The 15030-nt window shown below is 62.9% G+C and carries 11 protein-coding genes; 7 read left to right on the top strand and 4 right to left on the bottom strand.

Features of this window, described 5'->3' with window-relative positions; translation table 11 throughout:
- Positions 1-401 precede the first annotated feature (401 nt).
- From NCS28_RS22200 to NCS28_RS22220, 5 genes are all read left to right on the top strand, one after another.
- Positions 402-653: an acyl carrier protein gene (locus NCS28_RS22200; RefSeq protein ID WP_061117164.1), complete on the top strand. Its 252-nt coding sequence runs from the start codon at positions 402-404 to the stop codon at positions 651-653.
- Positions 650-1903 carry an acyl-CoA dehydrogenase family protein gene (locus tag NCS28_RS22205; protein WP_502801229.1) on the top strand — a complete coding sequence of 418 codons (1254 nt, stop codon included), beginning with the start codon at positions 650-652 and terminating at the stop codon, positions 1901-1903. Before NCS28_RS22200 ends, NCS28_RS22205 begins: the two co-directional genes overlap by 4 nt.
- A gap of 4 nt (positions 1904-1907) precedes the next feature.
- A complete protein-coding gene (locus NCS28_RS22210; RefSeq protein ID WP_250515932.1) occupies positions 1908-2975 on the top strand; it encodes an amino acid--[acyl-carrier-protein] ligase in 1068 nt (355 codons plus the stop codon).
- Positions 2972-3970, top strand: a complete 999-nt coding sequence (locus NCS28_RS22215; protein ID WP_250515933.1) for a DUF1839 family protein — start codon at positions 2972-2974, stop codon at positions 3968-3970. The genes NCS28_RS22210 and NCS28_RS22215 overlap by 4 nt, the downstream gene beginning before the upstream one ends.
- 70 nt (positions 3971-4040) lie before the next feature.
- Entirely contained in the window at positions 4041-6506 is a 2466-nt protein-coding gene (locus NCS28_RS22220) for a glycosyl hydrolase 2 galactose-binding domain-containing protein (protein ID WP_250515934.1), read from the top strand.
- Here the strand turns inward: NCS28_RS22220 and NCS28_RS22225 are convergent.
- The gene (locus NCS28_RS22225) at positions 6503-7438 is read right to left on the bottom strand and encodes a Gfo/Idh/MocA family protein (RefSeq protein ID WP_250515935.1); all 936 of its coding nucleotides are present in this window, start codon (positions 7436-7438) and stop codon (positions 6503-6505) included. The two genes, NCS28_RS22220 and NCS28_RS22225, sit on opposite strands and share 4 nt — an antisense overlap.
- Positions 7439-7497: 59 nt before the next feature.
- On the bottom strand, positions 7498-11034 hold the full coding sequence (locus NCS28_RS22230) for an indolepyruvate ferredoxin oxidoreductase family protein (protein WP_250515936.1): 3537 nt from the start codon (positions 11032-11034) through the stop codon (positions 7498-7500).
- Positions 11035-11137: 103 nt separating this feature from the next.
- On the opposite strand from NCS28_RS22230, the gene NCS28_RS22235 reads away from it, so the two are divergent.
- Entirely contained in the window at positions 11138-12043 is a 906-nt protein-coding gene (locus NCS28_RS22235) for a LysR family transcriptional regulator (RefSeq protein ID WP_250515937.1), read from the top strand.
- Positions 12044-12050: 7 nt separating this feature from the next.
- Here NCS28_RS22235 and ampC read toward each other — a convergent pair whose 3' ends face one another.
- Positions 12051-13229, bottom strand: coding sequence for a class C beta-lactamase (gene ampC, locus NCS28_RS22240; RefSeq protein ID WP_250515938.1), 1179 nt, complete (start codon positions 13227-13229; stop codon positions 12051-12053).
- 108 nt (positions 13230-13337) lie between these two features.
- On the opposite strand from ampC, the gene NCS28_RS22245 reads away from it, so the two are divergent.
- Positions 13338-14219, top strand: a complete 882-nt coding sequence (locus NCS28_RS22245; RefSeq protein WP_284505529.1) for a LysR family transcriptional regulator — start codon at positions 13338-13340, stop codon at positions 14217-14219.
- A 7-nt stretch (positions 14220-14226) separates the two neighbouring features.
- Here the strand turns inward: NCS28_RS22245 and NCS28_RS22250 are convergent, their stop codons facing one another.
- Positions 14227-14988: a YoaK family protein gene (locus NCS28_RS22250; protein WP_250515940.1), complete on the bottom strand. Its 762-nt coding sequence runs from the start codon at positions 14986-14988 to the stop codon at positions 14227-14229.
- Between the last annotated feature and the right edge of the window lie 42 nt (positions 14989-15030).

A 15030-nucleotide genomic window follows, 5' to 3' on the forward strand; every position in this document is an offset into this window, starting at 1 on the left:
GATCGTTATTTTTCAAACAGCTTTCGCAATGCGCATAGTTTTTGCAAGGTATTCGTCGAAGGACGTGAAGGAGTTACCTATTCAATACAGACGCGCGGCTGACTTGAGTTTGCATGATGGCATCGGATCCCTACATGCTCGATATCGCACAAAGCGAGGATTCGTCTTCGAGGTGCACCGTGCGCCATCGCACGGACGCATGGGGCCGCAAATTCGTTAAATACGATCAAAGAAAATTAACAAGAAGACAGTGCGTGCGAGGGCGCTCGTGGGAATCGTCTTTACGAGACATAACAACACCGCTGCCGATTCGCCCCGGAGTTAGCGACATTCGATAAGAACTCATCGTCGCAATCCGGATTTGTTGCACCACTGGCCGGGTACAAGGGAAAACACAGACAATGAAAACTGAATTGCGCCGCATCCTCGCCGAGTCCGCTCGTCTCGACGTGCCCATCGACACGCTTGCCGATGGCGACGATCTCTATGCCGCCGGTCTCTCTTCGCTCGCCACGGTCCACGTGATGCTGGCGATCGAAGACGAATTCGGCATCGAGATTCCCGATCACATGCTCACGCGCCGGCTCTTTTCGAGCGTCGATTCGCTCGCATCGGCCGTCAACGAACTGCGCCGTTCGCAGGCGGCAGCATGAACGCGCCCGCTCAAGAGATGGAAATTGCAGAACTCGCGCAGAGCGCCGGCGCGCGCAGCGAAAGCGAGTTGATCGAAGCCGCGAAGCGCGTGGCCGCCGTCGCGGCACAGCACGCCGATGCGGTCGATCGCGAAGCGCGCTTCCCCGCCGAAGCCGTTGCGGCAATGCGCGAGGAACGTCTCTTCTCCGCGATGATCCCGGCGATGTACGGCGGCGACGGCCTTTCGCTCACCGGCGTCGCGCGTTTGTGCGAGGCGATGGCGCAAGGCTGTGCATCGTCCGCGATGATCTATGCGATGCATCAGAGCCAGGTCGTGTGCATCGTCGATCATGGTGCGAACGTGGCCTGGCAGCGCGACTTCCTCGCGCGCATGGTCAGCGAACAACTGTTGCTCGCATCGGCGACCTCGGAAGAGAACATCGGCGGCAACATGCGCACGAGCGCATGCGCGGTGGATCTTATCGACAATGCATTTCGCATCGAGAAGCTCGCGCCGACCATCTCGTACGGCAAGTATGCCGATTGCATTCTGGTGACGGCGCGCCGTCATCCCGATGCGCCGCCCTCCGATCAGGTGCTGATCGTCGCGCCGCGCGATACGTTCACGCTCGAGCAGCGCGGCACGTGGGACACGCTCGGCATGCGCGGAACCTGCAGCGAAGGACATCGTCTGGTCGCAAGCGGCATCGCCGAACAGATCCTGCCCGCGCCGTTCTCGCGCATCGCCGACGAAAGCATGTTGCCCGTATCGCATACCTTGTGGTCGTCGGTATGGTGCGGCATCGCCAGTGACGCGGCCAATCGCGCGCATCAGTTCTTCCGCAATCAGGCCCGCGGCAAGCCCGCATTGCCGCCTTCGGCCGCACGGCTTTCGCAAGTGCTCACGCTCATCAAGATGATGCAGGCGCGTCTGCGCGAATCGCTCGCGAACGTCGAAGCGGCACAGGCAGAGCGCGCCGCGCGCAAGGCGAGCCAGAGCAATGACGACGACGCGCCGCTCACGGCGTCGATCGGCATCAACGCGGACCTGAACATGCTCAAGCTGGCGATCTCGCAATCGGCCCTGCATGTCGTGCAGGAAACGCTGATGGTCTGCGGCATGGCGGGCTACAAGAACGACACGCCGTTCAGCGTGGGGCGCCATCTGCGCGATCTGCATTCGGCGCCGCTCATGATCAGCAACGACCGCATCGAATTGAACACGGCGAATCTGCTGCTTGCGCAGCGCGCCGCAACGGGGACCCTTTGACGATATGAACATGCCGACGGAACAGGCCGCCATGATGCAGGCCGAAGCACAAGCACAATCACAAGAGACTCAGGCACCGTACGACAAATCGGACTTGACCTTGCGCGATCGCCTGATCGAAGCGGGCATTCTGCTCGACACTGGCGAAGACGGTCTCTATGGCCGCAGCGAAGTGTTCGAGGACGTCGTCGAGCGCCTCAATCAGGCGATCACGATGCTCGGCGCGGACCAGCACGCGGAAGTGCTGCGCTTTCCGCCCGCGATGCGCCGCCGCGATTTCGAAGACAGCGAGTATCTGAAGAGCTTCCCGAATCTCGCGGGCACGATTCATTCGTTCCAGGGCAACGACCGCGGGCATCATCGCCTGCTCGAAGCGCTCGACAAGGTCGTGCATATCGGCGAGGAAGAAGAGCGTTCCGATGAATGGATGGATCAGCAAAAGCCCACGCGCCTCGTGCTCACGCCGGCCGCATGCTATCCGATTTATCCGCTCGTCGCAAAGCGCGGAAAGCTCGCCGAAGACGGCGCGACCTTCGATGCATTCTCGTACTGCTTCCGTCACGAGCCGTCGATCGATCCGGGCCGCATGCAGATGTTCCGCATGCGCGAGTACATTCGCGTCGGTAGCCCCGAACAGGTGATGGCGTTCCGTCAGAAGTGGATCGAACGCGGCTCGCTGCTCGTGAATATGCTCGAACTGCCCTTCGAGATCGACCTCGCAAACGATCCGTTCTTCGGGCGCGGCGGCATGATCGTTGCGGATAGCCAGCGCGCGCAGCAACTCAAGTTCGAACTGCTCGTGCCGGTCGCGACGCCCGATCGTCCGACCGCTTGCCTGTCGTTCAACTATCACCAGGACCATTTCGGCGAGCTGTGGCACATCAGCCAGGCGGACGATCAGGTCGCGCATACCGCATGCGTCGGCTTCGGCATGGAGCGCACGACGCTCGCGCTCTTCCGTCATCATGGACTCGATGTGAAGGCGTGGCCCGAGAAAGTTCGCCAGTTGCTGTGGGGCGACAAGGCTCCGCTCATCGAAGCAGGCCTTGCGAATCTGGGAAGCCAGACATGAACGCACGCTCGCCAGCAGAAGCCGTGATCGAAACGTCCGCGCACGGCGAGTACCGCCAGCACGCGCTGCATCGTGAAGAGCGCGTATGGCTGGAGACGAACTGTTATGTCGACTTGTGGATCGAGCTGCTGCATCACTACGGCTGCGATCCGCATGCGGCGCTCAACTTCACGGTGACGCAGGCGTTCGAGGGCGATCAGTTCACGTTCCCGAAGTTCTCGCTCGACGACATATCGCGGCTCTATGGCCTGCAGGCACAAGAGCTCGCGATCTACGACACGCTCGAAGCGCACGTGCGCGAACAGACGCGTCGCGGGCAGATGGTCGTGGTCGAAATGGACTCGTACTATCTGCCCGATACGCGTGCGACCGCATATCGGCAGACGCATACGAAGACGACCGTCGCTATCGATGCCATCGACACGGAGGCGAAGCGCATCACGTACTTCCATAACGCGGGGTATTTCGCGTTGTCGGGCGATGACTACGATGGCGTGTTCCGTCTGATGCCCGGCCTCGCGAGCGACGTTCACGCGCTCTTTCCGTACGTCGAGTTCGTGAAGCGCGCGCGTGCTCCGCTCGAAGGCGATGCGATGGTGCAACGCTCCGTCGAACTGCTCGCGTTGCGACTCGCGGATCGTCCCGCGACGAACCCGGTCGCGCAATGGCGTGCTGCATTCCCCGAGCATTTGCGCGCGTTGCTCGAACGCGATCCCGCGTACTATCACCTCTACACGTTCAACGTGATGCGTCAGCTCGGCTCGAACTTCGAGCTGCTGTCGAAGTATCTCGGCTGGCTGAACCGGCACGGCGTGAACGTCGCGGGCGAGATCCAGACGAGCGCGCAGGCTATCGCCAGCGAAGCGATGGTCATGCAGTTCCGTCTCGCGCGGGCCCGCATGCGCTCGCGTATCGATCCGTGCGAAGATTGCCTCGATTCGATGCAGGCTTCGTATGACAAGGTTATCGAGCCGCTCGCCGCGCGCTTCCTCTGAACGCCGGGCCGCGCGGTAACTCGCGCGGCTTCGGCGTCGTTCTTTCGAATCCCGTCAACGAGGTAGGCACATGCACGTCCTGTCCGCGCACGCGCCGCGGCGTCTCTCCGAAGGCTGGCAGTGCGTGAGCACGCCCGCAGGTGCGTGCGCGACGCCCGCATCGCTCGATACGTTCACGCAATGGATCGACGCGCCCGTGCCCGGCACTATCGCGTCCGCCTTGCGCGCGAGAGGCGTCAACGATGAAGCGCTCGCGCAGCCGTTCGCGCATTCGGATCACTGGTATCGCGTGACGTTGCGCGGGCACGGCAAGCGGCGCATGCGCTTCAACGGGCTTGCGACCATCGCCGAGATATGGCTCGACGATCGCAAGCTGCTCGAATCGGATTCGATGTTCGTCGCGCACGATCTCGATGTCGATCTCGATGGCGAGCACACGCTTCATCTGTGCTTTCGCTCGATTGCTTCCGCGCTGTCCGCCAAACGCGGACGCGCACGCTGGCGTCCGAAGCTCGCGCAACCCGCCACGTTGCGCAACGTGCGCACGACCCTGCTCGGACATATGTCGGGCTGGTGCCCGGCGATTCAACCGTCGGGACCGTGGCGCGCGATCGAACTGATCGGCGATTCGCGCGCGTGCATCGACGATGTGGACATGCGCACGAGCGTCGATGGAAGCGACGGCATGCTCGATGTCACCGTGCGCTACTTTCATGCGCAGGAACAGGCGCCGGTTCGTATCGAATGCGGTGACGCGCAAGCCATGATGCAATGGCGGGACGCGCACACGTTGACGGGCCGCGTGCGCGTGCCGGACGTGCGCTTGTGGTATCCGCATACGCATGGCGAGCCGTCGCGCTATGCCGTGAAGCTCGGCGATATCGAACTGGGCGAAGTCGGCTTTCGCACCATCGAAGTCGATCGCGGCGTGGATAACAAGGGCTTTCAGCTCGTCGTGAACGGCGTGCCTGTGTTCGCGCGGGGCGCGTGCTGGACGTCGGCGGATATCGTTGCGCTCGATGCGCCGCGCGAAAAGCTCGACCACATCTTCCGGCTGATTCGCGACGCGGGACTCAATATCATTCGCGTGAGCGGCATCACGCTTTACGAATCCGATACCTTCTACGAACTCGCCGACAAACACGGCGTGCTCGTGTGGCAGGACTTCGCGTTCGCCAACTTCGACTATCCCGACGACGAAGCCTTTCACGCCAGCGTGCAACGCGAAGCCGAACAGTTTCTCGCACGCACGCGCCGCTTTGCATCGCTCGCGGTGTTGTGCGGAGGAAGCGAAGTGCATCAGCAGGCGGCTATGCTCGGCCTTCCCTTCGACGCGTATCAGCAACGCCTCTTCAACGAGCTCTTGCCGAATGCAGTCGCAATGCAACGGCCCGATGTCGCCTACGTCGTGAACTCGCCGAGCGCCGCGCCCGGCGATACGGTATCGATGCCGTTCGGCACGCGCGGCGGCATCACGCATTACTATGGCGTGCCCGCGTATCAGCGCTCCTTCGACGACGTCCGCCGCGCGCAAGTGCGCTTCGCATCGGAATGTCTTGCGTTCGCCAATGTCCCCGACGATGTCGCGCTACGCGCCATGCCGAACCCGCGCGCGCATGAACCGCGATGGAAAACAGGCGTGCCGCGCGATCCCGGCTCGGCATGGGACTTCGACGACGTGCGCGAGCACTACATGCAAACGCTCTATCGCATGGACGTGCCGCGTTTGCGCTATGAAAATCCCGAGCGCTATCTGGAGCTGTCGCGCGCCGTCGCAGCCGATGTGATCGGTGCGGTGTTCTCGGAGTGGCGCCGTGAAGGATCGACGTGTGCGGGCGGCATCGTATGGAATCTGCTCGACGTGCGCCCGGGTGCGGGCTGGGGCGTCATCGACGTGCTCGGTGCGCCGAAGAGCGCGCTGCATGGGCTCGCGCGCGTGCTGCAACCGGTGCAGGCGCTGATCCTCGATGAAGGACTCGACGGCCTCGACGTGCATCTCGTCAACGAGACCGCGCGCGAGATCCGGGCGCGCGTCGAATTGAGTTGCCTGCGCGAAGGCGCGGTCAAGGTCGCGGGCGGTTCATGCGATGTCGTGTTGCAAGCGCGCAGCGTGCAGCGCGTGTCGTCGAATGCGCTGATCGGCGCGTTTTTCGATATCACGTATGCATACCGCTTCGGCCCGCGAGCGCACGATGCAACGCATGTCGTCTTGCGCGATATCGATACGGGCGACGTGCTATCGGAAGCGTTTCATTTCCCCGATCCGTCGATCGGCGAGCGTCGCGATATCGGCCTGAGTGCGAGCGTCGAGAAAGGCGACGAAGGCTGGAGCCTCGTCGTCGAAACGGCGCAGCTTGCGCGCTGGGTACATGTTGTCGATCCGAACTACTTCGCGCGCATCGACTGGTTCCACCTCGCGCCGGGCAGCACGCGGCGCATTCCACTCGTTGCGCGGCACGCGAACGTGAACGCCGCGCCCGAGGGCGATGTGTCCGCGATCAATGCGATAAGAAGCGCAGCATATCGTGCCGCCTAGCGCCCGAACGCTTCTGTTTCGACGCGCCGTCCGTTGAGAAAGGCATCGGCGACGAGACGCAGCGGTCGCACATCGACATCGCTCGCCTTCGTTTCAATGAGCGCGTGAAACTGCTCGTATAACGCGGGATATTCGCGCTCGCGTCCGAGATCGATCTCCTTGCCCGCGATGGACAGACGCTTGCCGCCTTCGCGCATCGAGAGGCGGCCCGCGTCCGTGTCGATGTCGATATCCCATTCCTCGACGGGCCCGTGCCGCCAGTCGAACACCGCGCGCACCGGCGCGCCGTTGGTCGCGACGCAATCGAGTTCCGCCGCGATCGGCGTGGACGTATCGCTCGGCGTGGTCAGCGTGGCTCCGCGCAACGCGATTTCATGCGGCAGGACACGCGTGACGATCGACAGCGCGTTGATGCCCGGATCGAACACGCCGAGCCCGCCCGGTTCCCAGATCCATTGCTGTCCCGGGTGCCAGCGGCGCACGTCTTCCTTCCAGCGCACCTCGACGGAACGAATCGCGCCCGCGTCCTTCGCGAGCCATTCGCGGGCCGGTTCGACGGCACTCGCCGCGCGCGAATGCCACGATGCAAACAGCGTGCAACCATGCGCCTGCGCGATCTCTTGCAAGGCCGCGACTTCGCTTACGCTCGCGCCCGGCGGCTTTTCCAGCATGACGTGCTTGCCCGCTTCGAGCGCGGCCAGCGCCTGCGCGTATCGGACTTGCGGCGGCGCGCAGAGCGATACGGCGTCGATCGAAGGCTCGGCGGCAAGCAGCGCGTCGATATCCCGATAGTTGCGCACGCGATCGACGCTCGCATTGCGGCTCGCGCACGCGACGAGTTCGAATCCCGGCTGCGCGGCGATCGCGGGCAGGTGCTGATCCCGCGCGATCTTGCCGACGCCGACCACGGCGAGCTTGTAAATGCCTTTCATGCGATGTCTCCATTCGCTCCGAGTGTGTCCCCGAGCGTAAAGATACCCTATCGCCCCGATCAGGCCGTCGCAACCATCTCCACCCGCGCACGATAACGCTCGATCAGGCGCTCGCGCTTCTTCTCAACCGCCGCCACGTTGCGCTCCTTCACATGCCCGAACCCACGAATCTCATCGGGTAGCTTCGCGAGTTGCAGCGCCGTGTCGAAGCGATCTTCATCTAGCGTCGAACAGAGCTCATCGACGAGCGCAAGGTAATCCGCGATCATGCGTCGCTCCGTGCGGCGCTCGGCCGTCTTGCCGAACACATCGAGCGATGTGCCGCGCAAGCGCTTCATCTTCGCCAGCACGCGGAACGCGGGCAGCATCCAGGCGCCGAACGTCTTCTTCACGAGATGACCGTGCTCGTCGCGCTTCGCGAAGAGCGGCGGCGCGAGATGGAACATCAGCTTGTAATCGCGGCCAGGTTCGCCTTCGAACTGCTCGCGCAACTTGTCGAGATACGCGGGATCGGCGTAAAGACGCGCGACTTCGTATTCGTCCTTATAGGCCATGAGCTTCGCGAGATTCACCGCGACCGCGCGCGTGAGCGGCAGCTTTGCGTTCAGCGGCTTTTCCTTCTCGCGGATGCGCTCGATCACGCTGCGATACGAGCGTGCATACGCTTCGCTTTGATACGCCGTCAGGAAAGCCTCGCGCGTTGCGATCACGGTGTCGAGAGACTCGGGCATCTTCACGACGATCGCATGTTGCGTGGATTTGAGCAGCCCGCCCGCGCCGTGTTGCGCAACGTATCGGCCCCAATCGAACGCGAGCCAGTTCTTCTCTACAGCAACGCCGTTCAATTCGATCGCACGTTTGAGGCTTGCGAGCTCGAGGGGCAACCAGCCCTTCTGCCATGCGAAGCCGAGCAACAGCGGATTCGAATAGATCGTATCGCCGATCAGTTTTAGCGCGAGCGCGTTGGCGTCGATGAACGCGCAGCCCGCTCCGATGCTGTCCGAAAGCGCCTGCTCCGTTTGCGCCGTGGGAAACGTCCATTGCGCATCGGTGACGAATGCGGCGGTCGGCGTCGCGCCGCTGTTGATCGCGGCCTGCGTGATGCCATGCCGCGTGCGCGAGAGCACATCGTTGGATGCCGACACGATCGCGTCGCAGCCGATCACGAGCCGCGCTTCGCCCGTCGCGATGCGCGTCGCATGCAACGCCTGCGGCTCCGGCGCGATCTGCACGTGGCTCAACACCGCGCCGCCCTTCTGCGCGAGACCGGCCATGTCGAGCACCGTGACGCCCTTGCGCTCGATATGCGCCGCCATGCCGATCAATCCGCCGATCGTCACGACGCCCGTTCCGCCGACACCCGTCACGAGGATGCCGTAAGGCTTCGACAACGCAGGCAATGCCGGCATCGGCAACGCATCGAAATCGGGCCTCGCGCCGCCTGCCGCTTTCGGCTTGCGAACCTGCGCGCCTTCGGCCGTAACGAAGCTCGGGCAAAAGCCCTTCACGCAAGAAAAGTCCTTGTTGCACGACGACTGATTGATCTTGCGCTTCGTGCCGAGCGGCGTGTCCATCGGCTCGACGGACAGGCAATTCGATTGCACCGAACAATCGCCACAGCCTTCGCACACGGCATCGTTGATGAACGCCCGGCGTGCGGGATCCGGATACGTGCCGCGCTTGCGACGGCGGCGCTTTTCCGTCGCGCATGTCTGGTCGTAGATGAGGATGGTCGTGCCTTGAATATCGCGCAGCTCGCGCTGAATGCGATCGAGCTCATCGCGATGATGCACACTCACGCCTTCTGGCAATGCAGCGTTCGCATCGTATTTCTGCGGCTCGTCCGTCACGATGACGATCCCCTTCGCGCCTTCCGCGTAGACCTGATGCGCGATCTGCGGCACCGTCAATACGCCGTCGACAGGTTGGCCGCCCGTCATCGCTACCGCATCGTTATAAAGTATCTTGTACGTGATATTCGCGTTCGCCGCGATCGCCGCGCGCACCGCAAGCAAGCCCGAATGAAAATACGTGCCGTCGCCGAGATTGACGAACACGTGTTTGTCGCCCGAGAAATGCATCTGGCCGATCCACGCGACGCCTTCGCCGCCCATCTGGCTGAAGGTCTCCGTCTTGCGGTCCATCCACATCGACATGTAATGGCAGCCGATGCCCGCGAGCGCGCGCGAACCTTCGGGCACGCGTGTCGACGTGTTATGCGGACAGCCCGAGCAGAACCACGGCTTGCGCTCGACATCCACACGCGGCTTGATCGCCTCGCGCTCCTTCGCCTCGATGGTCTCGACACGCGCGAGCATGCGGGCGCGCACATCGGCGGGCAGATCGGCGCGTGCAAGACGCCGCGCGATGGCCTTCGCGATCAGCGCGGGCGAGAGTTCATAGTGCGCGGGCAACAGCCAGTCGCCGCGCGGCACGGACCATTCGCCGCCTTCGTTGTCCCGTTCGTCGAACTTGCCGTAGATGCGCGGACGCACGTCCTCGCGCCAGTTATATAGCTCTTCCTTCAGCGCATATTCGAGAATCTGCCGCTTCTCCTCGACGACGAGAATCTCTTCGAGACCGGTCGCGAATGCGCGTGCGTCCTGCGCATCGAGCGGCCATACGCAGCCTACTTTCAGCACGCGAAGGCCGATCTGCGCGCAGGTTTCATCGTCGAGGCCCAGATCGACGAGCGCCTGACGCACGTCGAGATACGCCTTGCCCGCGGTGATGATGCCGAAGCGCGGCTTGTCGGAATCGATCACGACGCGATTGAGCTTGTTCGCGCGCACGTAGGCCAGCGCCGCGTACCACTTCTCGTCGAGCAGACGCGCTTCTTGCGCGAGCGGCGAATCGGGCCAGCGGATGTTGAGGCCGCCATCGGGCATCGCGTAATCGGCCGGCGTGACGATCTCCACGCGATCCGGATCGAGATCGATCGATGCGGTGGATTCGACCACATCGGTCACGCATTTCATCGCGACCCATAGGCCCGAGTAACGGCTCATCGCCCAGCCGTGCAAGCCGTAGTCGAGATATTCCTGCACGTTCGACGGATACAGCACCGGAATGCCCGCCGCGATGAACGCATGATCCGACTGATGCGCGACCGACGACGACTTCGCCGCGTGATCGTCGCCTGCGAGCACGAGCACGCCGCCGTGCTTGTCGGTGCCTGCCGAATTCGCGTGCTTGAAAACGTCGCCCGTGCGGTCGACGCCCGGGCCCTTGCCGTACCACATGCCGAACACGCCATCGCGCGTCGCGCCCGGCCATAGATTGACCTGCTGCGTGCCCCAGATCGACGTCGCGGCGAGATCCTCGTTCACGCCCGGCTGGAACACGATGTCGTTGTCCTTCAGATGCTGCTTCGCCTTCCACAGCGACTGATCGAGCGCGCCGAGCGGAGAGCCGCGATAGCCTGAAATGAAACCCGCCGTATTCAGTCCGGCCTTGCGATCGCGCGCCTTTTGCAGCATCGGCAGACGCACGAGCGCCTGTGTGCCGCTGATATAGACGCGGCCTTTCTCCAGCGTGTATTTATCGTCGAGGGAAATGTTTGCGGCTTCCAGCGCGGCGCGATCGGGTGCGTTCATCGGGGCTCGTCTCCGGGTTCGGAAATATGTTTTTTGCCGAGTATAGGAAGCCGGTTCGACATCGTAAAATCACGAATAAACAACTCTGGTATCTGAAAATCAGATGGCCTTCGATCTCACGCTCAGGCAATTGCGCTACTTCGTGGCCGCCGCGCAAACCGGTCAGTTCTCGATGGCGGCGACGAACGAGCACGTATCGCAATCGGCGATAACCAACGCGGTTCTCGCGCTCGAAAGCGCGTTGGGCACGAAGCTCTTCGAGCGCCTGCCGCAAGGCGTCGCACTGACGCCCGACGGTCAGGACTTTCATAACCACGCGCGCCGCGTGCTCGACGCCGCCCGCGACGCGATGCACATGCCGCCATTTCGTGCGCACGACATGCGCGGCGTCGCGCGTATCGCGGCGTCGTATACGGTGCTCGGATATTTCTTGCCGGAATTGCTCGCGCGCTTTCGTGCGACGTATCCGTTCATCGATTTCGATCTGCGCGACATGGAGCGGCCGCAGATCGAAGAGGCGGTGGCGAACGGCGATGTCGATATCGGCGTCGTGCTGCTATCGAATCTGCAGCGGCCTAATCGTTTCGACAGTCAGGTGTTGATGCGTTCGCGCCGGCAGTTGTGGGTCGCACCGATGCATCCGCTCGCCCAGCAGCAGGCGGTATCGCTGAAGGACATCGCCGCGCATCCTTACATTCTCATCACCGTCGATGAAGGCGAGCAATCCACGATGCGCTATTGGCACAAGAAGCGCCTCGAACCGGACATCGCGTTTCGCACGAGTTCGATGGAGGCGCTGCGCGGACTAGTGGCGCACGGCTTTGGCGTCACTGTGCTGTCGGATATGGTGTTTCGGCCGTGGTCGCTCGAAGGCAAGCGCATCGAGGCGCGGCCCGTGAACGACGCCATTCCTCATATGGAAGCGGGCATGATCTGGCGCAAGGGCGCGACGTTGAGCGCGCCGTCGACCGCCGTGCAGCAGTTTCTGATTCACGCGTGCGGTGCTTGATCATGCCTCAGTGTCCGCCGGCCAGCGACGTGACGATCGCATACGCGGCCTTCACGCGCTCCTCGTTCGGGATGTTCCGGTTCGCCAGCATCACGATGCCCACACGCGCCTTCGGCACGAACGCGATATAGCTTCCGAAGCCGTTGGTCGAGCCGGTCTTGTTGATCCACACGTCGTCACGCGGGGCTTGCGGCGGATCGATCCGCGTGATGGGTGTTGCGTTCAAGATCATTTCGGCTGCGTTTCCGTCGATCAGCGACTGCAACGCAGCCGGATATGGATACTGCTCCCAGATGAGATCCTGCGTCATTGGCCCCGCCTGGAAATAGCCCGTATGCGTGGCATCTACGGCACGCTGATAGGCAGGATCGATGCGGACCATGTTCATGTTGATCTGCAAAAAGCGTGTCATGTCGGCGGCCGTCGATCTCACGCCGTAGGCTTCGGAGGACAACACGCCGCCTTTCATGCGGATCGGCGCGTCGTCTTTCGCATAGCCTTGCGCGTAGTCGCGCTGCTTCGAAGCGGGCACGTCTATAAAGCTGTGCTTCAAGCCGAGCGCGGGAAAAAGGCGCGTTTGCATCAGCGTATCGAAGTCCTCGTTCATGCTCTTCGCCGTGATCAGCCCGAGCGTGCCGATGCCCGGATTCGCATAAGTGCGGATCGTGCCGGGCGGCTGAGCCGGACGCCACGTCCTGAAGTACTGCATGAGCTGCGCGTCGTCGTGAATCTCGTCGGGCACTTGAAGCGGCAGGCCGCCTGGCGTGTGCGTGCCGAGATTCAACAACGTCACCTTGCCGAACGCCGTGCCGTCGAGCGACGGAAGATGCTTGCTCACCGCATCGTTCAATGAAAGGTCGCCTTCGATCTGCGCATAGGAAGCGAGCGTTGCGGTGAACGTCTTGCTCACCGAGCCGAGTTCGAAAAGCGTATCGCGCGTGACGGGCTGATTCGTCGCCTTCGACGCCACGCCGTAGTCGAATACATACGGTTTGCCATCCACGACGACGCCCACCGCCATGCCCGCGATGCCATGCAGCGCCATCAGCGGCTTGATGGTTCGATCGACCGTCTGTTTGATTCTCGCGGTATCGCTATCGGCTGCGAGCCCGGCGCAGGACATCGCGCCAAAAGAAAATATGGCTGCCGCCAAAAGACTCGACGCACGTAACGCACGTAACTTCATCGTCTTGATCCTTCGTTCTGGTTTGCATGATTGGAACGAAGCGAAATATCCGCTCTTTTTCGCGCGTCGACAATCGAGGATAATTTGCCGCACGCAATAGAAAATCTTATGCGAACCATGCGCCCACATCTTCCGCTGAATGCACTGCGCGCGTTCGAAGCGTCCGCGCGGCATCTGAGCTTCACGCGCGCCGCGCAGGAACTGAACGTGACGCAGGCCGCCGTCAGCCAGCAAGTGCGCGCGCTCGAGGAACGGCTCGGCACGCCGCTCTTCAGACGCCTGCCGCGCGGCCTGAACGTCACCGATGAAGGCCGCGCGCTCCTGCCCGTGCTGAGCGATGCGTTCGGACGCATCGAAGCCGTGCTCAAGCAATTCGAAGGCGGGCATTTTCATGAAGTGCTGACCGTGGGCGTTGTCGGTACGTTCGCGGTCGGCTGGCTGATGCCCCGGCTGAAGGCGTTTCGCGAGACGCATCCGTTCGTCGAATTGCGGCTCTTAACGCATAACAATCTCGTCGATCCGGCGTCGGAAGGACTCGACTTCGCGATTCGCTTCGGTACGGGCATCTGGCCTGCGACGCATAACACGCCGCTGCTCGATGCGCCGCTCGCCGTGTTATGCGCGCCCGATATCGCGCGCCGCCTCGCCAAACCCTCCGATCTCGCGAACGAAGTGCTGCTGCGTTCCTATCGCGCCGACGACTGGACCGACTGGTTCGCCGCCGCCGGCCTCGATGCATGGACAATGAACGGCCCCGTCTTCGATTCGTCGCGTCTCATGGTGGAAGCGGCAGTGCAAGGCGCGGGCGTCGCGCTCGCGCCGCCGCGCATGTTTGTGCGCGAGTTGCAGGCGGGGCTGCTCGTGCAGCCGTTCGACATCGAAGTGAAGACCGGCGGTTACTGGCTCACGTGGCTCAAGTCGCGAAAGCTTTCGCACGGCATGCGGCTCTTTCGCGACTGGATCGTCGCGCAGGCTACGGAAGCGCCTTGATGAGGCTTCAACGCCGCGCGCGACGCCTACCCGCAGCCCAGTCGTCCGCGAGCGGCACGGACGAGAACAGCAACAGCAACGCGGCAAGCGGCACGGTCGTCGCAAAGCCGAGATGCGCGAAGCCGATCGCGCCCGCGAATCCGCCGAGAATGAACATCGAAAAGAGCGAGCTCAGCAGCAAGAGACGCCCGTGATTCGCGCGCACATAACCGGCATCGTGCCGCGCGATGCCGCGGTTCCAGTACAGACTCTTGCCGATTTCGATACCGATGTCGGTGACGAGTCCGGTCACGTGCGTGGTGCGAATCTCGGCCTTCGAGATTTTCGTGATCATTGCGTTTTGCAGGCCCATGACGAAACACAGCAGCGCGACGGTCAACGGCACGTCCCACACACGATGCGTCTCCAGATTCGCGCCGAGGATGCCGAACACGAGCAAAAGCGCGGCTTCGAGCAAAAGCGGCGTGGCGAACACGCTATGCGCCCGCCGCTGTCGTCCCCAGTTGATGAGCACGGCCGAAGTCGCGGCCCCGCTGACAAAGGCGCCGACCGCGCCGATTGCGGAAAAGACGAGCGCCACCTGGCCGAGCACGAGGTTATCCGCGATCGACGACACGAGTCCCGACATGTGCGACGTGTATTGCCCCACCGCGAGAAAGCCGCCCGCGTTCGCCGCGCCCGCGACGAAGGCGAGCGCGCAGCCCAGGCGCCGGTTGGCGGAATCGGTGCGGCTGGGCGAAGTCAGGCCCCGGAGATAGGCGATCGGCATGGCGGCGCGGGCAGAAGGGTCGAGCCGAAAAGATAGCACGAC

It is taken from the genome of Caballeronia sp. INDeC2 (assembly GCF_023631325.1).
GTDB lineage: Bacteria > Pseudomonadota > Gammaproteobacteria > Burkholderiales > Burkholderiaceae > Caballeronia.

What these genes read in the sequence shown, in the direction of transcription:
- ampC (WP_250515938.1), bottom strand. Translation starts at nt 13,229, where the DNA reads ATGAAGTTACGTGCGTTACGTGCGTCGAGTCTTTTGGCGGCAGCCATA.
- NCS28_RS22225 (WP_250515935.1), bottom strand. Translation starts at nt 7,438, where the DNA reads ATGAAAGGCATTTACAAGCTCGCCGTGGTCGGCGTCGGCAAGATCGCG.
- NCS28_RS22245 (WP_284505529.1), top strand. Translation starts at nt 13,338, where the DNA reads ATGCGAACCATGCGCCCACATCTTCCGCTGAATGCACTGCGCGCGTTC.
- NCS28_RS22230 (WP_250515936.1), bottom strand. Translation starts at nt 11,034, where the DNA reads ATGAACGCACCCGATCGCGCCGCGCTGGAAGCCGCAAACATTTCCCTC.
- NCS28_RS22215 (WP_250515933.1), top strand. Translation starts at nt 2,972, where the DNA reads ATGAACGCACGCTCGCCAGCAGAAGCCGTGATCGAAACGTCCGCGCAC.
- NCS28_RS22210 (WP_250515932.1), top strand. Translation starts at nt 1,908, where the DNA reads ATGAACATGCCGACGGAACAGGCCGCCATGATGCAGGCCGAAGCACAA.
- NCS28_RS22200 (WP_061117164.1), top strand. Translation starts at nt 402, where the DNA reads ATGAAAACTGAATTGCGCCGCATCCTCGCCGAGTCCGCTCGTCTCGAC.
- NCS28_RS22205 (WP_502801229.1), top strand. Translation starts at nt 650, where the DNA reads ATGAACGCGCCCGCTCAAGAGATGGAAATTGCAGAACTCGCGCAGAGC.
- NCS28_RS22220 (WP_250515934.1), top strand. Translation starts at nt 4,041, where the DNA reads ATGCACGTCCTGTCCGCGCACGCGCCGCGGCGTCTCTCCGAAGGCTGG.
- NCS28_RS22250 (WP_250515940.1), bottom strand. Translation starts at nt 14,988, where the DNA reads ATGCCGATCGCCTATCTCCGGGGCCTGACTTCGCCCAGCCGCACCGAT.
- NCS28_RS22235 (WP_250515937.1), top strand. Translation starts at nt 11,138, where the DNA reads ATGGCCTTCGATCTCACGCTCAGGCAATTGCGCTACTTCGTGGCCGCC.